General features: G+C 72.0%; 17 protein-coding genes, 1 tRNA gene, 1 pseudogene and 1 riboswitch. Of the genes and pseudogenes, 12 read left to right on the top strand and 7 right to left on the bottom strand.

The genetic code is table 11. The features are described 5' to 3' along the window. Positions 1-15 precede the first annotated feature (15 nt). The 3 genes from rph (at position 16) to rdgB (ending at position 1,997) form a co-directional block, all read left to right on the top strand. On the top strand, positions 16-747 hold the full coding sequence (rph, locus tag MOV08_RS26195) for a ribonuclease PH (RefSeq protein WP_039636098.1): 732 nt from the start codon (positions 16-18) through the stop codon (positions 745-747). A 182-nt stretch (positions 748-929) separates the two neighbouring features. Further along, entirely contained in the window at positions 930-1,352 is a 423-nt protein-coding gene (locus MOV08_RS26200; protein ID WP_275309068.1) for a hypothetical protein, read from the top strand. A 9-nt stretch (positions 1,353-1,361) separates the two neighbouring features. Further along, positions 1,362-1,997: an RdgB/HAM1 family non-canonical purine NTP pyrophosphatase gene (gene rdgB, locus MOV08_RS26205; protein WP_039636102.1), complete on the top strand. Its 636-nt coding sequence runs from the start codon at positions 1,362-1,364 to the stop codon at positions 1,995-1,997. Positions 1,998-2,053: 56 nt separating this feature from the next. Here rdgB and MOV08_RS26210 read toward each other — a convergent pair. The 4 genes and pseudogenes from MOV08_RS26210 to proP all read right to left on the bottom strand — a co-directional run bounded on the left by MOV08_RS26210 (position 2,054) and on the right by proP (position 5,198). Then, positions 2,054-2,137 (bottom strand) — tRNA-Leu (locus MOV08_RS26210). A gap of 49 nt (positions 2,138-2,186) precedes the next feature. Beyond that, positions 2,187-2,869: pseudogene (locus tag MOV08_RS26215) on the bottom strand (HNH endonuclease). Next, positions 2,866-3,528 carry an HNH endonuclease gene (locus MOV08_RS26220; RefSeq protein ID WP_275309070.1) on the bottom strand — a complete coding sequence of 221 codons (663 nt, stop codon included), beginning with the start codon at positions 3,526-3,528 and terminating at the stop codon, positions 2,866-2,868. The pseudogene MOV08_RS26215 and the gene MOV08_RS26220 overlap by 4 nt, the downstream one beginning before the upstream one ends. Before the next feature lie 128 nt (positions 3,529-3,656). Then, on the bottom strand, positions 3,657-5,198 hold the full coding sequence (gene proP / locus MOV08_RS26225; protein WP_275309072.1) for a glycine betaine/L-proline transporter ProP: 1,542 nt from the start codon (positions 5,196-5,198) through the stop codon (positions 3,657-3,659). Between the two features lie 459 nt (positions 5,199-5,657). On the opposite strand from proP, the gene MOV08_RS26230 reads away from it, so the two are divergent. Further along, complete coding sequence (locus tag MOV08_RS26230; RefSeq protein ID WP_039636109.1) at positions 5,658-6,164, top strand: hypothetical protein; 507 nt, start codon at positions 5,658-5,660, stop codon at positions 6,162-6,164. Continuing rightward, complete coding sequence (locus MOV08_RS26235) at positions 6,164-7,441, top strand: sensor histidine kinase (RefSeq protein WP_039641549.1); 1,278 nt, start codon at positions 6,164-6,166, stop codon at positions 7,439-7,441. The genes MOV08_RS26230 and MOV08_RS26235 overlap by 1 nt, the downstream gene beginning before the upstream one ends. A gap of 75 nt (positions 7,442-7,516) precedes the next feature. Here the strand turns inward: MOV08_RS26235 and bcp are convergent, their stop codons facing one another. After that, positions 7,517-7,984, bottom strand: coding sequence for a thioredoxin-dependent thiol peroxidase (gene bcp, locus MOV08_RS26240; RefSeq protein ID WP_039636112.1), 468 nt, complete (start codon positions 7,982-7,984; stop codon positions 7,517-7,519). Positions 7,985-8,247: 263 nt separating this feature from the next. Here bcp and MOV08_RS26245 point away from each other — a divergent pair, with 263 nt between their 5' ends. The 3 genes from MOV08_RS26245 to MOV08_RS26255 all read left to right on the top strand — a co-directional run bounded on the left by MOV08_RS26245 (position 8,248) and on the right by MOV08_RS26255 (position 9,493). Then, positions 8,248-8,568, top strand: a complete 321-nt coding sequence (locus tag MOV08_RS26245; protein ID WP_039636114.1) for a DUF3618 domain-containing protein — start codon at positions 8,248-8,250, stop codon at positions 8,566-8,568. Between the two features lie 139 nt (positions 8,569-8,707). Next, on the top strand, positions 8,708-9,010 hold the full coding sequence (locus MOV08_RS26250; RefSeq protein ID WP_052287519.1) for a GroES family chaperonin: 303 nt from the start codon (positions 8,708-8,710) through the stop codon (positions 9,008-9,010). Positions 9,011-9,079: 69 nt separating this feature from the next. Next, a riboswitch (guanidine-III (ykkC-III) riboswitch) is annotated at positions 9,080-9,141 on the top strand. A 31-nt stretch (positions 9,142-9,172) separates the two neighbouring features. Beyond that, on the top strand, positions 9,173-9,493 hold the full coding sequence (locus MOV08_RS26255; RefSeq protein ID WP_039636118.1) for a DMT family transporter: 321 nt from the start codon (positions 9,173-9,175) through the stop codon (positions 9,491-9,493). A 30-nt stretch (positions 9,494-9,523) separates the two neighbouring features. Here the strand turns inward: MOV08_RS26255 and MOV08_RS26260 are convergent, their stop codons facing one another. Continuing rightward, on the bottom strand, positions 9,524-11,806 hold the full coding sequence (locus tag MOV08_RS26260) for a transglycosylase domain-containing protein (protein ID WP_275309073.1): 2,283 nt from the start codon (positions 11,804-11,806) through the stop codon (positions 9,524-9,526). Positions 11,807-12,187: 381 nt separating this feature from the next. On the opposite strand from MOV08_RS26260, the gene MOV08_RS26265 reads away from it, so the two are divergent. From MOV08_RS26265 to MOV08_RS26280, 4 genes are all read left to right on the top strand, one after another. Then, entirely contained in the window at positions 12,188-12,982 is a 795-nt protein-coding gene (locus tag MOV08_RS26265) for an ABC transporter permease (protein ID WP_039636122.1), read from the top strand. Then, on the top strand, positions 12,975-13,823 hold the full coding sequence (locus MOV08_RS26270; protein ID WP_275309075.1) for an ABC transporter permease: 849 nt from the start codon (positions 12,975-12,977) through the stop codon (positions 13,821-13,823). Before MOV08_RS26265 ends, MOV08_RS26270 begins: the two co-directional genes overlap by 8 nt. 138 nt (positions 13,824-13,961) lie before the next feature. Continuing rightward, a complete protein-coding gene (locus MOV08_RS26275; RefSeq protein ID WP_275309077.1) occupies positions 13,962-14,993 on the top strand; it encodes an ABC transporter ATP-binding protein in 1,032 nt (343 codons plus the stop codon). 28 nt (positions 14,994-15,021) lie between these two features. Further along, entirely contained in the window at positions 15,022-15,732 is a 711-nt protein-coding gene (locus MOV08_RS26280; protein WP_275309078.1) for a DUF1707 SHOCT-like domain-containing protein, read from the top strand. Positions 15,733-15,834: 102 nt separating this feature from the next. Here MOV08_RS26280 and MOV08_RS26285 read toward each other — a convergent pair whose 3' ends face one another. After that, entirely contained in the window at positions 15,835-17,145 is a 1,311-nt protein-coding gene (locus MOV08_RS26285; protein WP_275309079.1) for an SGNH/GDSL hydrolase family protein, read from the bottom strand. Between the last annotated feature and the right edge of the window lie 297 nt (positions 17,146-17,442).

The following is a 17,442-nucleotide window of genomic DNA, read 5'->3' on the forward strand; positions in this document are numbered from 1 at the left end:
GATAGGGTCTGAGCCATGTCTCGCATCGACGGCCGCACCCCCGAACAGCTCCGCCCCGTCACCATCGAACGCGGCTGGAGCAAGCACGCCGAAGGCTCCGTCCTCGTCTCCTTCGGCGACACCAAGGTCTTCTGCACCGCCTCGGTCACCGAAGGCGTACCGCGCTGGCGCAAGGGCACCGGCGAAGGCTGGGTCACCGCCGAATACGCGATGCTGCCCCGCTCCACCAACACCCGCGGCGACCGCGAATCCGTCCGCGGCAAGATCGGCGGCCGCACCCACGAGATCTCCCGCCTCATCGGCCGCTCGCTGCGCGCCGTCATCGACTTCAAGGCCCTCGGCGAGAACACCATCGTCCTGGACTGCGACGTCCTCCAGGCCGACGGCGGCACCCGCACCGCCGCCATCACCGGCGCCTACGTCGCCCTCGCCGACGCGATCGGCTGGGCCCAGGGCAAGAAGCTCATCAAGCACGGCCGCCGCCCGCTCACCGGCACCGTCAGCGCCGTCAGCGTCGGCATCGTCGACGGCGTCCCGCTCCTGGACCTCTGCTACGAAGAGGACGTCCGCGCCGAGACCGACATGAACGTCGTCTGCACCGGCGACGGCCGCTTCGTCGAGGTCCAGGGCACCGCCGAGGCCACCCCCTTCGACCGCACCGAACTCGACTCCCTGCTCGACCTCGCCGTCGCCGGCTGCCACGCCCTCGACGCCGCCCAGCAGGAAGCCCTGGCCCGCACCCTCTGACCACCGCGGCCACCGGAAAGGGGCGGGACGCACCACGGCCCCCGCCCCCACCGCCCGGGCAACCCCCCTTCCCCGCCCCGCGTTTCCCCCAGTACCGAGCCCGCCGTACACCACCGCCGGAAGCCGACCCAGCCCCGGCACCCGTACGCATCCTCCGTACACCGCAAGGGAAGGAACGCCCCATGGCCCGTCCCCACCGCCGGCTCCGCCCGCGCCGCCCCGCCGCCACCGCGCTCGCCGCACTGGCCGCCGCCGCCCTCGCGCTCCCGCTCCTGTCCGCCTGCGGTGCCGTCCAGAAGGCCATGGACTGCACCCACACCGCCACCGCCCTCGTCGACGGCGTCGACACCCTCCGCACCGCCGCCGACAAGGCCGCCGACGACCCCCAAGGGGCCGACAAGGCCCTCGACGCCCTCGACGCCGACCTCCGCAAGCTCAGCGCCTCCACCGACGACCCCGAGCTGTCCAAGGCCATCGACAAGATGAACGGCGGCATCAAGGACGCCCGCACCGCCCTGCGCGACCACAAGGCCCCCGACCTCACCCCCATCGGCCAGGCGGCCAGCGACATCACCGCGGCCTGCACCCCCGGCGACAAGGAATAATCACGCTCCATGGAGTCACCCACCGGCGGCCGCCCGGCGGCCCACCGCCGCCTCGTCCTCGCCACCCGTAACAACGGCAAGATCGCCGAACTCCGCGCCATCCTCGACGCGGCCGACCTCGACGTCGAACTCGTCGGCGCCGACGCCTATCCCGACGTCCCCGACGTCAAGGAGACCGGCGTCACCTTCGCCGAGAACGCGCTCCTCAAGGCGCACGCCCTCGCCCAGGCCACCGGACACCCGGCCGTCGCCGACGACTCCGGCCTCTGCGTCGCGGTCCTCGGCGGCGCCCCCGGCATCTTCTCCGCCCGCTGGGCCGGCCGGCACGGCGACGACCAGGCCAACCTCGACCTGCTGCTCGCCCAGCTCTCCGACATCGCCGACGAACACCGCGCCGCCCACTTCGCCTGCGCCGCGGCCCTCGCGCTCCCCGACGGCACCGAGCGCGTCGTCGAGGGCACCCTCGACGGAACCCTCCGCCACACCCCCGCCGGCACCGGCGGCTTCGGCTACGACCCCATCCTCCAGCCGGAGGGGGAGACCCGTACCTGCGCCGAACTGACCCCCGCCGAGAAGAACGCCATCAGCCACCGCGGCAAGGCGTTCCGCGCGCTGGCACCGGTGGTGCGGGAGTTGTTGGGCTGACCCGGACAGCACAATGGCCTGCGCATCGAACCTTCGATTCGCAGGCCATTCGCGAGTGCGGCCGGAGGGACTCGAACCCTCAAGGGATTTCTCCCGCAGCATCCTAAGTGCTGTGCGTAGGCCAATTCCGCCACGGCCGCTAGCCCTCAGTCATCGTACCGGCCCTACCGTCGATGCGGTGGGTGCGGGCTACCAGCCCCTGCGGTCGCGTCCGGCCGGGCGGCCGCCGCGGCACCAAGTAGCCGTTGTCGCGTGACAATTGGGGCACAGCAACCGCAGGTTCTCCCGCCGGTCGTCGCTCCAGTCCCCGCTGATGTGATCGACCTCCAGCGTCATGGGCTTGCCGAGCATTCGGGGCCGACGCCGCACTCGGCGCACTCCTCTGGCACTCCGACGTCGCGGAGCGCGCGACGGAGAAGATGGGTTCGCGTTCGGCGCTGGCCTTCGTGCCGGACCAGGATGTCTGCGGGGCACTTGATGCGCACCGGGCCCGGTTTGCCGCGCTGATGTGCCTGCCCCAGGAAGTGGGAGGTGTCGAGGCCGTCCTGGGCCACCCACGTGCGGAACAGAGCGCGGAACCGGCCGCTATAGGGTTCCTTCCCGAGTGCGCGGAGGGCGCCGGCGATGGAAGTCGACCCCTCGACTGCGCGGCGCAGCTCCTCGGTGGCCGGTTTCGAGGGTGCCCCATCGGCCCGTACCCGGCGGCGCATGTGCGAGACGTCGATCCCGAAGTGGTCGAACCGCCGGAAGAGATGCCGGCGGAGCTTGCCGTACGGCCGGGTGCCGAAGAACGCGATGACCTCGTCGATGTCGGAGCATTGCGTGGCGGCTTCGACCAACCGCTCGCGGGTGTACTGCACTCCGTGGCTCATACCGCCTCGCCCCTGGTGCGGGCCTTGCCCCGACCGCGGTAATTGTCTGTCGTCGCGTGGCAGTTGGGGCAGAGGAATCGAAGGTTCTCGATCCGGTTGTCGCGCCAGTTGCCGTCGATGTGGTCGACTTCCAGAGGGAGCGGCTCCCCCTGCCAGACCGGTTCGATTCCGCACAGGGCGCAGCGCTCCGCTACTCCCAGCTCGCACATCGCCCTTTTGAGCCGGCTGTTCGGAATGCGCGTGGCGTGCGCTGACGTGGCCTCGACGAGGATCTCCCTGGCCGTCCGGCGACGTTGGTTGTACCTCATGTTCTCCGTACGGACCACCGTTGAGAAGTGCGAGGTGTCGATTCCGTACGCCTTGATGCGTCGGGCGATGTTGGTTTGGTGGCCACCTACGCACTCAAGCCCCAGCCGTCGTACGACCTCGTTGACGCTGGTGGACAAGGCGACCACGGGCTCAAGGATCTCCTTCGTCCACTTCGCCCCCTCCCGCTCGAAGTGCGAGGTGTCCACCCCCAGCCTTCTCATCCGCTCCCGGAGGTAGTTCCGCTTCGAACTCCGCGGATCCACCCCCAACTTCACCAACGCCTCCGACAACGTCCGCGACGACGACGCCACGGCCTCCAGGCGCTCCCGGGTGTACGGACTCACCGGCATGCTTCCCCCTTGGTGTCGGCGCACCAGGCCGCCAGGCCCACCCCGTGCGCGCTCTCGGTGCTCGAACTGAACAACGATCGAACGCAGGGGTGGTCACGGCGGGTGAGTGGTTGGCTACGCGAGTGCGGTCAGAAGCGTGGTTCCGGGGTCTGGGACGCGATCAGTTCGAGGGCCTCTTCCTTGGTGGAGACCGAGGGTGGGGAGCCCTCCAGGGGTTGTTGGGCGGTCTCCTTCATGCAGGCGACGGCGATGACGCCGACGAGGGCCGCGCCCATCGTGTAGTAGGCGGGCACCATCACGTTCTTGTCGAAGGTGTCCATGAGGGCGGTGATGACCAGCGGGGTGGTGCCGCCGAAGAGGGAGACCGCGAGGTTGTAGCCGATGGACAGGGAGCCGTAGCGGACGTTGGTGGGGAAGAGGGCGGGCAGGGCGGCGGACATGGTGCCCAGGAGGCAGAGCAGGGAGAGGCCGAGGAGGGCCGTGCCGCAGCCGACGGTGAGCAGGGAGCCCTGCTTGACCAGCAGGAACGCCGGGATGGCGAGGACGAGGAAGCCGAGCATCCCGGCCGTCAGGAGCGGCTTGCGGCCGTAGCGGTCGTTGAGTCTGCCGACGGCGGGGAGCAGGCAGATGAGGACGACCATGGTGGCCAGCAGGATCAGCAGGCCGTGGGTCTCGTCGTAGTCCAGGGTGTCCGTGAGGTAGGTCGGCATGTAGGAGAGGAGCATGTAGTCGGTGATGTTGTAGGCGCCGACCAGGGCGATGCACAGGACGAGGGTGGGCCAGTGCCGGGTGAGGATCTCGCCCAGCTTCCGCTTCGGGGCGTGGGCGGACGGGTGGGAGGGGTCCTCCTCGGTCCGGGCGGGGGAGTCGGTGGGGGCGTGGGTCTGGGTGGACTCCAGTTTCTGGAAGGCCGGGGTCTCGTCGAGTCGGAGGCGGAGGTAGAGGCCGACCAGGCCGAGCGGGCCGGCGACGAGGAACGGGATGCGCCAGCCCCAGGCGAGCATGGTGTCCGGGCCGAGTGTGGTGTTGAGCAGGAGGACGATGCCGGCGGCGCCCGTGTAGCCGATCAGGGTGCCCATCTCCAGGAAGCTGCCGAAGTAGCCGCGCTTCTTGTCGGGGGCGTATTCGGCGATGAACGTGGAGGCGCCGCCGTATTCGCCTCCGGTGGAGAAGCCCTGGACGAGGCGGAAGAGGATGAGGAGGGCGGGGGACCACAGGCCGATGCTGGCGTAGGAGGGGATGAGGCCGATGCCGAGGGTGCCCAGCGCCATCATGATCATGGTGAGGGCGAGGACCTTCTTGCGTCCGATGCGGTCGCCGAGCGGGCCGAAGTAGGCGCCGCCCAGGGGGCGTACGAGGAAGGCCACGGCGAAGGTGGCGAAGGAGGACAGCAGGCTGGCGGTGGGGCTGCCGCCGGGGAAGAAGACCTTGCCGATGGTGAGGGCCAGGTAGCTGTAGATCCCGAAGTCGAACCACTCCATGGCGTTGCCGAGGGCGGCGGCCTTCACGGCGCGTCGGACGGTCGGTTCGTCGGTGACCGTGATGTCGGTGCGGCGGAGCCGTGGGTTGCGGCGCCGGTCGATGGCGCGGAAGAGCACCCGGTGGCGTCTGCGCGCGGCGCGGTCCGGTTCCGGTGTGGAGTGGCTGGTTTCGGTACTGAGGTGCGGCACGCGGCGGTCCTCCCGGTCGGTCGGCGCGCGGTACGGGGTGCGCGGGCGGGGGTTGGGGCTACGACCGGTGCGCCTGCACGCTGGACGGCGGGTCGAAACACTGTGGGCGGTGGTCGCGAGGTATGTCACCCGGAGTCGGCCGGACGGTGCGCGGCGCAGGGGTGGAGGGTTGTCGTGACGGGGGCTCTTGTTACAGGACTGGTACACAGCCGAGTGGTCACCGCAGCATTCGGGCAATCAGCCTGTGTCGGGGGGAGAGGAGAGTGGCGGTGACGAAATTGCCCCTTTCCGTCGCAGGCCCGTCGAAGGGGGCCGTTTCGTCGTGGGAAGTGGTGGCCGTGGGCCGTCGTGTGGTGCCGCGGTGCGGTGGCCCGGCTCGGGGCCGGTGCGGGGCCGCCGTGGCGGTCGTTGTTTGCTGGTGGGGTTGACGGGGCGAAGGTGCCCCGGGAGGAGTGTGTGATGACCGACCGCGAAGGGGCCCGCTGGAGGCGCGGGCGCACCGCCCTGCTGGCCTTTCTCGTGGTGACCGCGCTGGCGGCCGGCGGGGTGTGGTTCAGCCAGGCGTCGCAGCCCGCGTCCGCGGTGGACGCCGCCCCGAAGACCTCGGCCGTCCAGGACGTGAAGTCGGACGGCCGGCCCACCGGCGGGCTCCCGGGCGTGCGCGACTGCGGGATCGGGGAGCCGGAGATCCGGCCCCAGGTGATCACGCTGACCTGCGCGGACGCCGGGATGGTGGCGACCGGGATCACCTGGGACCGCTACGACGCCGACGAGGCCGAGGGCCGTGGCGTGGTGCAGGTCGAGAAGACCGCGGCCGGGGTGGGCACGGACGCCGGGTACCGGGCGACGTTCCGGCTCTACGGTGCGAAGGAGGTCGACGGTGCGCGGGCCTTCACGGGCCTGGAGGTGACCTACGAGGGTTCCACGCCGCTCGGCGACACGACGGAGATGTACAACCTCGCGTGATGGGCATTCGAGGCCGGATCGCCCTGGCCATTTCGGGTATGACGGCGCTTGCGGTGGTGGTGCTCGGCTTTGCCGTGCACCACATCGCCGACGCCGAGCGGGAGCGGTCGGCCCGGGCGTATCAGGACGAGCGGCTGAGTTCGGCGCTGCAGATCTATGAGCGGGACGGCACGTTGGCGCTGGGCGCCCAGCTGGACGACGCGACGTTGCCGCGGCCGTTGCGGGCGGCGGTGTTCCACAACCGCTCGGGGACGTATCTCAGCGGGGGCGACGACCCGCGGGTGTGGGCGGCGACCGGGGTCGGCGGCGAGGGCGACCGGCCGACGCGTTCGCTGTCGGTGTCCGCGGCGTATCCGGAGGACGATCCGGCGCAGGTGGCGCTGGATCGGGCGCTGCTGATCGCGGGGTGCGGCACGGTCGTGCTGATGGCGGTGGTGTCGTGGTTCGTGTCGCAGCGGCTGTCGCGGCGGCTGCGGCTGAGCGCGGCGGCGGCGCGGCGGATCGCGGCGGGGGAGCCGCCGGACGCGGACGCGCTGGCCAGCAACGGCCGGGACGAGGTGGCCGAGTTGGGCCGCAGTGTGCACCACATGGCGATGTCGTTGGCGGCGCGGGTGGAGGCGGAGCGGGAGTTCACCGCGGACGTGGCGCACGAGCTGCGCACGCCGGTGGCGGGGCTGGTGGCGGCGGCGGAGCTGTTGCCGGAGCCGCGGGCGGTGGAGCTGGTGCGGGACCGGGCGCAGGCGATGCGGCGGCTGGTGGAGGACCTGCTGGAGGTCTCGCGGTTGGACGCGGGGGTGGAGCGGGCCGATCTGGACGCCTGTGAGTTGCCGTCGCTGGTGCGCGGGATCGTGCAGCGGGCGGCGCGGCAGCGCGGGGTGGACGACCTCGCGGTGTCGGTGACGGTCGAGGGTGAGCCGGAGATCGTGGAGACGGACCGGCGGCGGGTGGAGCGGGTCCTGGTGAACCTGCTGGCGAACGCGGCCAAGCACGGCGAGCCGCCGATCGAGGTGGTGGTGGCCGGTTCGCGGATCGTGGTGCGGGACCACGGGCCGGGGTATCCGGCGGAGCTGTGCGCGGAGGGGCCGCGGCGGTTCCGTACGGCGGCGCCGGAGCGCGGTACGGGGCACGGGCTGGGGTTGACGATCGCGGCCGGGCAGGCCGAGGTGCTGGGGGCGCGGTTGGAGTTCGGTGCGGCCGAGGGGGGCGGCGCCGAGGCGGTGTTGGAGCTGCCGGACCGGACCGTGGTGACGGTCCCGGAGGCGGTGCCGGCGCCGTAGCCGGTGGCCGCCGTGACCGGGCCGGCGGCGGTGCGGCGGCGTTGCCGCCGTGCGGCGCGCCGGCCCGGGTCCCGGTTACAGCCCCAGATCCTTGATGATCTTGGCGACGTGGCCGGTGGCCTTGACGTTGTACAGGGCGCGCTCGACCTTGCCGTCCTCGTCGACGACGACGGTGGAGCGGATCACCCCGGTGACCGTCTTGCCGTAGAGCTTCTTCTCGCCGAAGGCGCCGTAGGCGGTGAGCACCTCCTTGTCCGGGTCGCCGAGCAGGGTGACCTTGAGGTCCTCCTTCTCGCGGAACTTCGCGAGCTTCTCCGGCTTGTCGGGGGAGATGCCGATGACGTCGTAGCCGTGGCCGGCGAGGAAGTCGAGGTTGTCGGTGAAGTCGCACGCCTGCTTGGTGCAGCCGGGGGTCAGCGCGGCCGGGTAGAAGTAGACGATGACCTTGCGCCCCTTGTGGTCGGCGAGCGAGACCTGCTTGCCGTCGGCGTCGGGGAGCGTGAAGGCGGGTGCGGTGTCGCCGGGCTGGAGTCGCTCACTCATGGTGGGTCTCCGTCTCCTTGCGGTGGGTGCTGCGGATGGGTCGGTGGTACGCCCCCGACATTAGGCCCACTCGGTGCGTCGGAACGGCGTCGGGGGCGTCGGGGCGGCGCGAAACGGGGGTGCTGTGGGGCGCCCGCGGGTGGGAGCTGACAGACTGTCCTTCACGAATCGGCACATGATCGGGTGGCCGGTTCCGCACGGGGCAGATCCGGAACGTGTCCGGCCCCTTGTACGCATCGGCACGAGATGACGGAGGCGGCGCGGTGTCGGAAGCCAGGACCCCTGCGCAGATCGAGGCGGACATCGTCCGCAGGCGGCAGGATCTCGCCGTGACGCTCGACGAGATCGGCGTCCGGCTCCATCCCAAGACGATCATGGGCGAGGCGAAGACGAAGGCGTCGGCGGCCGTGGACCGCACGGCGGGCCGGGCCTACGTGGCCGTCAACCGCCTGGTCTCGGACGTACGCGGTCAGCTGGTGTCCGAGGACGGGGCGCCGCGGCTGGAGCGCATCATTCCGGTGGCCATGATCGGCGTGGCCGTGGTGGGCCTGCTCGCGCTGGGTTCCAAGAAGCGCCACAAGTAGCGTCCCGCGGGGTCGTCGGGCGGGGTCGTCGGGCCCCTCGGATCCGGCCCGCGGTGCATGATCGTCGCCGTCGGGCAGGTACGGTCGTGCCGTGAGCCCGAATAACACCAAGGACACCCACGACAAGCTGCCGATCCGGATGCTGCACGACCGCGTGCTGGTCCGGACGGACATCCCCGAGGGCGAGCGGCGCTCGTCCGGGGGCATCGTCATTCCCGCGACCGCGGCGGTCGGCCGTCGCCTGGCCTGGGCCGAGGTGGTCGCGGTGGGGCAGAACGTACGGACCGTCGAGGTGGGCGACCGGGTGCTGTACGACCCCGAGGACCGGGCCGAGGTCGAGGTGCGCGGGGTGGCGTACGTGCTGATGCGCGAGCGCGATCTGCACGCGGTGGCCGCGGAGCGCCTGGAGGGCGCGGAGGACTCGACCGGCCTGTACCTGTAGCGCCGCAGCTGTGCCGGAGGGGCTCCCTCACGGGTGGTGATCCCCGTCACCACCTGCGGGGGAGCCCTTTGCTAGCCTCGGTGGCAACCCGACGAGACGCGCCGTACCGGGTCAGGACAAGACGACGCACCCCTGTTGAAGTCCTTTCACGGAGGTGCCGTCATGGCATGGATCCTGCTCGTCGTCGCCGGCCTGCTGGAGGTCGGCTGGTCGATCGGCATGAAGTTCACCGACGGATTCACCCGGCTGTGGCCCAGTGTCGCCACCGGCGCGGGCATCGTCGTCAGCATGGTGCTGCTCTCCTACGCGGCCCGGACCCTGCCGATCGGCACCGCCTACGGCGTCTGGGTCGGCATCGGCGCGGCCGGTGCGGCGGTGGTCGGGATGCTGGTGCTCGGCGAGCCCGCGACCGCCGCCCGGATCTTCTTCATCTGTCTGCTGTTGGTCGCCGTCGTCGGCCTGAAGGCGACGTCCGGCCACTGAGGTTCACCGGCCGGCCCGGCTCGCCGACGGCTAGCCGCCGGTCCACCGCTGCGCGTACTCGTCGGCGTCCGGCGGGCCCACGGTCGGGAACTCCTCGGTGGGTTCGGCGGTGGTCGGCACCTCGGTGGGGGTCGGCGGGAGGGTCGGTCGGCCGGTCGGGCCGGTGGGGGCGCCGGTGCCGGTCGGCGCCCCGCTGCCGGTGGGCGTTGCGCCGTCGGTCGGGCCGGTGCTCGGGGAGGCCGCATCGCTCGCCGACTCGGAGTCGTCGGCGGACGGCGCGGCGGACGGGCTCGGCTCGGCGCCGTCCTGGAGCCGGAGGTCGAAGTCGCGGGCGGGGCGGCCGGCCAGCGCCGCCGCGGTGTAGTCGGCCCAGATCTGGGCGGGGAAGTCGCCGCCGTTGAGGCGGTCCCGCCCGGCGGCTCCGTAGAGCGGTTCCTGGACGGCGGTCTCCGGGTGCTGGCCCAGGACGGCGACGACGGTGGCCAGGTCGGGGGTGTAGCCGGCGAACCAGGCGGCCTTGTCCTGCTCCGCGGTGCCGGTCTTGCCGGCCGCCGGGCGCCCGGCGGCCTGTGCGGCGGTGCCGGTGCCGCCCTCGACGACGCTGCGCAGGATCTGGGTGGTGGTGTCGGCGGCGGCCCGCTCGACGGCGGCGGTCTCCTCGCGCTCCGGCAGGTCGATGGCCTCTCCGGCCTTGGTGACGTGGTCGATCAGGGTGTACGGGCGCTGCCGGCCGTGGTGCGCCAGGGTCGCGTAGACCTGGGTCATGTCCAGCACGCTGGGCGTCGCGGTGCCCAGGGAGATGGCGCCCTGGGACGTGGCGAGGCTGGGGGTGTCGGCGGGGATGCCGAGGGCCACCGCGGTCTTGCGGACGGTGTCCGGGCCGACGTCGATGCCCATCTGCGCGTAGACCGCGTTGACGGACTTGTCGGTGGCCTCGGTGACGGTGATCGGGCCGTAGGAGTGGTCGTCCTCGTTGCCGGGGGCGAAGCCGGTGGGGTGGCCGTGGCTGAGGGTCATCCGCTTGTTGGTGCCGTCGTAGACGGTGTTGGGGGTGATCGGGGAGCCGTCCTGGGTAACGGATTCGTTCTGGACGGCGGAGGCGAAGACGAGCGGCTTGAAGGTGGAGCCGACCTGGTAGTCGCGGCGGGTGGCGCTGTTGACGAACTGCTTGGCGTAGTCGATGCCGCCGTAGAGGGCGACGACCCGGCCGGTGGCGGGGTCGATGGAGGCGCCGCCGGCCCGGACGTAGCCGTCCACCGTGCGGTGGCCGTCGAGTTGGTCCATCAGCCGGGTGCGGACGGCCTTGACGAAGGCGTTCTGCCGCTTGTGGTCGATGGTGGTGGTGATGCGGTAGCCGCCGGCCCGCAGGGTGCCGTCGTCGAGGATGTCGTGGCCGGTGAGGTAGTCCCGGACCGCTTCGACGAGGTAGCCGCGCTGGCCGGAGAGGCCGGCGGAGGCGGGGGCCCGGGTGAGGGCGGGGAAGGCCATCGCGGTGCGTTCGGCGCGGTCGAGCCACTTCTGCTTGACCATGCCGTCCAGGACGTAGTTCCAACGGGCCAGGGCGCGCGGTCGGTTCTCGGGGTGGGCGGTGATGTCGTAGGCGCTGGGGGCGTTGAGGAGGGCGGCGAGGTAGGCGCCCTCGGCGGTGGTGAGCGCGCCGACGTCCTTGCCGTAGTACGCCCGGGCGGCGGCCTGGATGCCGTAGGCGTTGCGGCCGTAGTAGCTGGTGTTGAGGTAGCCCTGCAGGATCTCGTCCTTGCTCTCCTCGCGGTCCAGCTTGATGGCGATGAAGAACTCCTTGGCCTTGCGGGTGAGGGTCTGTTCCTGGCCGAGGTAGTAGTTCTTGACGTACTGCTGGGTGATGGTGGAGCCGGACTGCTTCCCCTTGCCTGTAACGGTGTTCCAGGCGGCGCGCAGCATCGCGGCCGGGTCGACCGCGGACTCGGAGTAGAAGTCCCGGTCCTCGGCGGCCAGTACGGCCCGCTGGACGGTCCTGGGCACCTGGCCTAGCGGGACGTTCTCGCGGTTCACGTCGCCGTCGCGGGCCAGTTCCGTGCCGTCGGAGTAGAGGTAGACGTTGCTCTGCGCCTTCGCGGCGCTGTTGGCGGGCGGGATGCCGACGAGGAGGTAGCCGGCGGTCAGCCCGCCCACGATCAGCAGCAGGAAGAGCAGCACGCCCCCCACCACCATCCGCCAGGTCGGCAGGAGCCGGCGCCAGCCCGTGCGCCGGGGGCGGTCGGCGGCTGCCTCGCCGGTCTCGCCGGTCTCGCCGTGCTCGCTGCCCGTGCCGTCGTGCCGCGCGTCGTCGCTCATGTCTGTGTGACTCCTCGGCCACCGCCGGAGGTTGTACCGCGGCGGAGCGGTGTCGTGTCAGGACCGGTGGGGTGTCGGGACCGGCGTCGTACCGGGGTGCGGCCGTACCGGTGCGGTTGCGGATGCCGTGCGGTGTGCGGTGGTCCATGCGCTATGCCGGAAAAGGCAACTGACGCCCGGTAGGCAACTTTCGCATCATGTGTCCCGGTCGCCAGGGGTGGCACGCACCCGCGTCCGCCCGGTGACAGGCCGAATGGCGCCCCTGCCTCACCCGAACGAGTGATAAATCGATGGTGCCCGCCGCGGGTGCACCTTAGGCTCCGGTGCTTCCCCGCCCGCACGTCCCCGGACGGGACCGACCAAGAGCGCGGGGAGCACGGCGTGTTGTACATGGCGGTGGCGGCCGGCAGCTTCCGGCGGTACGCCACCTATCGCGCCGCCACCGCCGCGGGCATCGTCACCAACACCGTCTTCGGCTTCATCATCGCCTACGCCTACCTCGCCCTGTGGGACCAGCGGCCGCACCTGGGCGGCTACGGCCCGGCGCAGGCGCTGACCTTCGTCTGGGCCGGGCAGGCGCTGCTGGCCGTCGCCATGATCGCCACCGGCGGCCTGTCCGAACTCCAGGAGCGGATCCGCAGCGGCGACGTCGCGGTGGACCTCTACCGGCCGGCCGACCTCCAGCTGTGGTGGCTCGCCGCCGACCTGGGCCGGGCCGGCATCCAGCTGTTCGGCCGCGGCGTGGTGCCGATGGCGGTGGGCGCCCTGGCCTTCCCGCTGGCGCTCCCCGGCGACCCGCTGACCTGGGGCTGGTTCCTGCTGTCGGCGCTGCTGGGCGTGGTGGTCAGCTTCGCGCTGCGCTACCTCGTCGCGCTGTCGACGTTCTGGCTGCTGGACAGCTCGGGACTGGCCATGATCAGCGGCCTGTCCTGCATGTTCTTCTCCGGGATGGTGCTGCCGCTGCGGGTCTTCCCCGACGGGCTCTCCGACCTCGCCCAACTGCTGCCGTGGGCGGCGCTCCTGCAGGTGCCGGCCGACGTCCTGATCGGCGCGCGGACCGGCGGGGCGCTGCTGCGCGGGCTGGCGTTCCAGGCGGCCTGGGCGGTGGCGCTGCTGGCGCTGGGACGGCTGCTGCAGTCCGCCGCCACCCGCAAGGTGGTGGTCCACGGTGGCTAGGCGGCACGACGGGGCGGCGGGCGGCCTGCTGCGGGCCCTGGGGGAGGGGGTCCGCGTCTACGGCCTGATCGCCTGGATGTGGGTGCGCTCCACGCTCGCCTACCGGACGTCGTTCGCCTTGATGACGCTCGGCAACTTCGCCTCCAGCGCACTGGACTTCGTCGCGCTGCTGCTGATGTTCTCCCGCGTCCACGCGCTCGGCGGCTTCGCCCTCCCCGAGGTCGCCTTCCTCTACGGCACCTGCAGCCTCTCGCTGGGCCTGGCGGACCTGGCGGTCGGCAACGCCGAGCGGCTCGGCGCCCGGATCCGCGACGGCACCCTCGACACCCTGCTGCTGCGCCCCGCCCCGGTCTACGCCCAGATCGCCGCGGACCGGTTCGCGCTGCGCCGTCTGGGCCGTACCTCCCAGGGGCTGTTGGTGCTGCTCTGGTCGACCGGCCGGATCGAGGTGGACTGGACGCCCGGCCGGATCCTGATGGTGCCGCTGATGGTGGTGTGCGGCGCGGTGATCTTCGGTGCGGTCTTCACCGCCGGGGCGGCCTTCCAGTTCTGGGCGCAGGACGCCGCCGAGCTGCAGAACTCCCTCACCTACGGCGGCAACGCGCTGCTCCAGTACCCGCCGACGGTGTTCGCCCGCGACCTGGTCCGCGGGGTCACCTTCATCGTCCCGCTGGCCTTCGTCAACTGGCTGCCCGCACTGTGGCTGCTGGGCCGCCCCTACCCGCTCGGGCTGCCGCCCTGGACCGCCTTCCTGGGGCCCGCCGTGGCCGCCCTGATGGTCGCCGGCGCGGCGCTGGCCTGGCGGCGCGGCGTCCGCGCCTACCGCAGCACCGGCAGCTGACACCGGATATCCAACACCGAACACCGAACACCGAACACCGAACACCGATCACCAGACGCCGGACACCACATGCCGGGCATCACATTCCGGACATCACGTTCCGGATCAACAAAGCGCAGAGGAAAGGGAGTTGTCGCGATGGACGGGGTGGCCGCTGAGCCGCTGATCGAGCTGGCCGGCGTCGAGAAGGTCTTCACCGTCCGCCGCCGGGCGGGCCGGCTGCGCCGCACCCGGCACGAGGTGCGGGCCGTCGACGGCCTCACCTTCGAGGTGTCGCGCGGCGAGATGGTCGGGTACATCGGCCCCAACGGCGCCGGGAAGTCCACCACCATCAAGATGCTGACCGGCATCCTGGTGCCCAGCGGCGGCCGGCTGCGGGTCGCCGGCATCGACCCTTCCCGACAACGCACCGTCCTCGCCCGCCGGATCGGCGTGGTCTTCGGGCAGCGCACCACCCTGTGGTGGGACCTGCCGCTGAAGGACTCCTACGAGCTGGTCCGCCGGATGTACCGGGTCCCGACCGCCGTCTTCCGCGCCAACCTCGACCGCTGCGTCGAACTCCTGGACCTGGCGCCGCTGTTGGACGTACCGGTCCGTCAGCTCTCGCTCGGCCAGCGGATGCGCGGCGACATCACCGCGGCGCTGCTGCACGACCCCGACGTGCTCTACCTCGACGAGCCGACCATCGGCCTGGACGTCGTCAGCAAGGCCAAGGTCCGCTCGTTCCTGCGGGAGATCAACGCCGAGCGGGGCACCACGGTCCTGCTCACCACCCACGACCTCACCGACATCGAGCAGTTGTGCCGCCGGGTGATGGTCATCGACCACGGCCGGCTGGTCTTCGACGGGGACCTGGCCGGGCTGCGCGCCGCCGCCGACGGCGAGCGCACCCTGGTGGTGGACCTGGCCGAGGAACTCCCGCCGATCGAGGGCGTTCCCGGGGCCCGCACGGTGAAGGTGGAGGGCCCGCGGCAGTGGCTGGCGTTCCCGGCCGAGCGGAGCGCGGCACCCCTGGTGACGGCGATCGCCGCCCGCTATCCGCTGGTGGACCTGGCGGTTCGCGAACCGGACATCGGGGCCCTGATCGCCGAGTTGTACGCGGGCGGGGGCGCCGCCCGCCGCGATCCGGGCGGGGCGGGCCCGGCCGCGCCCGACCCGTTGCGGCCCTGATCCACCGGACAGGCCCTAATCTGTCCGTATGACTGACGAACGGCTCCCTCAGCTTCGTGCTTCCGACGCCGACCGCGACCGGGTAGTCGAGATCCTGCGGGACGCCCTCGCCGAGGGCCGGCTGGACATGGCGGAGTTCGACGAGCGGTTCGACGCCACCCACCAGGCCCGTACGTACGGGGAGCTGGAGAAGATCACGGCCGACCTGCCGGTGGCCGCACAGCCCGCGCAGCCGCTGTCGCTCCGCAAGGAACCGGCGTCCGGCGGAGCGGTGACGGTCTGGTCCGAGCGGATCCGCGAGGACGCCAAGGGCTCCACGACGGGCATCGCGGTCATGGGCGGCTTCGAGCGCAAGGGCCGGTGGACGATCGGGCGCCGGTTCACCGCGCTGTGCCTGATGGGCGGCGGCGAACTCGATCTGCGCGAGGCCGACTTCGCCGGGTCGGAGGTCCACATCGACGTCTTTGCGGTGATGGGCGGGGTCAATGTCATCGTGCCGCCGGGCGTCGAGGTCGAGATGCGCGGCCTGGGCATCATGGGCGGCTTCGACTCCGAGGAGGACGGGATCCCGGGTCACCCCGGGGCGCCCCGGGTGATCGTCTCGGGGGTGGCCCTGATGGGCGGCGTCGGGGTGGAGCGCAAGCTGCCCAAGGACGAGGAGCGGCGCCTGAAGGCCGAGCGCAAGGAGGAGCGGCGGCGGCTGAAGGAGGAGCGCCGGGGACGCCGGGAACTGGACTGACCGGTTCCGCCGTACGGCACGGCACGGCACGGCACCGCACCGACCCGGGGCATCGGGTCTACCGGGTCCACCGGGCCCGTCGGCCCGTCCGGTCCGTGGTGGTCAGAGCGCGGCGGGCGCGGCCTGCCGGAGCTGGTCGACGTCCACCGCGTCGGCCATCGCGCGGTAACCGGCGTCGCTGGGGTGCAGATGGTCGCCCGAGTCGTACGCCGGCAGCAGCCGCAGCGGGTGCGCCGGGTCGCGCAGCGCCCGGTCGAAGTCGACGACCTCGTCGTAGACGCCGCCGGAGCGGATCAGGTCGTTGACCCGTTCGCGTACCGCGTTGAGCTGGTGGGAGTACCCGCGGTGCCCACCGAACGGGGTGAGGGTGCTGCCGGTGACCCGCAGCCCGTGGGCGTGCGCCCGCTGCACCACCTCCCGCATGCCCGCGACGACCTTCTCCGGGTCGAGCTGGCGCGGGGTCTTGAACAGGTCGTTGATGCCGATCTCGACCACCACCGCCCGCACCCCCGTACGGGACAGCACATCGCGGTCCAGACGGGAGAGCAGGCTCGGCCCGTTGGTGGGGGAGAGGCGGTTGCTGTCGGTGAGCAGGCGGTTGCCGCTGATGCCGGTGTTGAGGACGCCGTAGCGGGGGGCACCCGGCTCGTCGCGTAGCCGGGCGGCGAGGAAGTCGGTCCAGCGGTGGTTGGCGCCCGGGGTGGAGGTGATGCCGTCGGTGATCGAGTCGCCGACCGCCACCACCGCGCCGCGCGCCCGGGTGCTCAGCACGTCCACGCCGGTCAGATAGCGCCAGTAGGGGCTCTGCTCGGTGTAGGCGGTGCCGGGGGCGTCCTCGGTGTGGTCGCCGCGCGCCAGATAGGACGTCTGGCGGGCGTAGGGGTGGTAGGTCGCCGGTCCCGAGGGGGCCGGGGAGTACATGGTGACCAGCAGGTCGGCGTTGCCGGGCACGGCCAGGCGGACCGGGTCGCTGGTGATCTCGCCGCCGACCGGGATGGTCACCGACGGCTTGCCGTCGAAGGTCAGCCGGCGCATGCTCCCGGCCGTCGCCATCGGGCTGCCGCTGCCGGCCGACAGGGCGAGCGAGGCATGGCTGAACGGCAGCGGGCGGGTGCCGTAGAGGTTGGACAGCCGGATCCGGGCACTGGACCCGCTGACGCTGGTGTGGACGACGTTCCTGATCGACATCTGCGCGTAGCCGTCCTGGGTACCGGGCTCGGCCGCGGCCACGGCCGCCGACCAGGTGCCGACCCACTGGCCGGAAACCGCCGGTGCGGCCGACGTCTGCGGCTCGCGCGGGGCGCCGCCCCGGGTGCCGGGGGTGCCGTCGAAGCCGACGAATATCGCCGCCGAGATCAGCACCACCACTGCCACCAGGCCGGCGAGCAGGGTGTAACCCACACGTCTGGTCATGCCGCAGGCGTCTCCTGGGGGCTGGCGGAGCTGCACGCTCCGGGCGGACTGGGGGCGGGGCGGCGGGCCGAGGACGCCCGGTGAACAGCGGCACCGTCGCGTTCCGGCCGGTGGTCAATGATCCCACGTACCCCCCGGAGGCCGCCCGGTGCCCTGCTCCGCACCGGGTGTCCCGGGCGCGGGGAACTCGTGCCGGGTTCCGGGAGTAGGGCACTGTGGGACACATACGGGCGTACGGCCGGGTAGGGACGGAACCCGACGGCACGGGCGCCGCGGACCCGACGGCGTACGCAGGAC

The sequence above is a fragment of the Streptomyces yunnanensis genome (genome assembly GCF_029011865.1).
Taxonomy (GTDB): Bacteria; Actinomycetota; Actinomycetes; order Streptomycetales; family Streptomycetaceae; genus Streptomyces; species Streptomyces yunnanensis.

Bases quoted from the DNA above. Each gene is read 5' to 3' on its own strand.
- MOV08_RS26275 (WP_275309077.1), top strand. From the start codon at position 13,962: ATGGACGGGGTGGCCGCTGAGCCGCTGATCGAGCTGGCCGGCGTCGAG.
- rph (WP_039636098.1), top strand. From the start codon at position 16: ATGTCTCGCATCGACGGCCGCACCCCCGAACAGCTCCGCCCCGTCACC.
- MOV08_RS26285 (WP_275309079.1), bottom strand. From the start codon at position 17,145: ATGACCAGACGTGTGGGTTACACCCTGCTCGCCGGCCTGGTGGCAGTG.
- MOV08_RS26255 (WP_039636118.1), top strand. From the start codon at position 9,173: ATGGCATGGATCCTGCTCGTCGTCGCCGGCCTGCTGGAGGTCGGCTGG.
- bcp (WP_039636112.1), bottom strand. From the start codon at position 7,984: ATGAGTGAGCGACTCCAGCCCGGCGACACCGCACCCGCCTTCACGCTC.
- MOV08_RS26250 (WP_052287519.1), top strand. From the start codon at position 8,708: ATGCTGCACGACCGCGTGCTGGTCCGGACGGACATCCCCGAGGGCGAG.
- MOV08_RS26200 (WP_275309068.1), top strand. From the start codon at position 930: ATGGCCCGTCCCCACCGCCGGCTCCGCCCGCGCCGCCCCGCCGCCACC.
- MOV08_RS26260 (WP_275309073.1), bottom strand. From the start codon at position 11,806: ATGAGCGACGACGCGCGGCACGACGGCACGGGCAGCGAGCACGGCGAG.
- MOV08_RS26220 (WP_275309070.1), bottom strand. From the start codon at position 3,528: ATGCCGGTGAGTCCGTACACCCGGGAGCGCCTGGAGGCCGTGGCGTCG.
- MOV08_RS26280 (WP_275309078.1), top strand. From the start codon at position 15,022: ATGACTGACGAACGGCTCCCTCAGCTTCGTGCTTCCGACGCCGACCGC.
- MOV08_RS26235 (WP_039641549.1), top strand. From the start codon at position 6,164: ATGGGCATTCGAGGCCGGATCGCCCTGGCCATTTCGGGTATGACGGCG.
- MOV08_RS26230 (WP_039636109.1), top strand. From the start codon at position 5,658: ATGACCGACCGCGAAGGGGCCCGCTGGAGGCGCGGGCGCACCGCCCTG.
- rdgB (WP_039636102.1), top strand. From the start codon at position 1,362: ATGGAGTCACCCACCGGCGGCCGCCCGGCGGCCCACCGCCGCCTCGTC.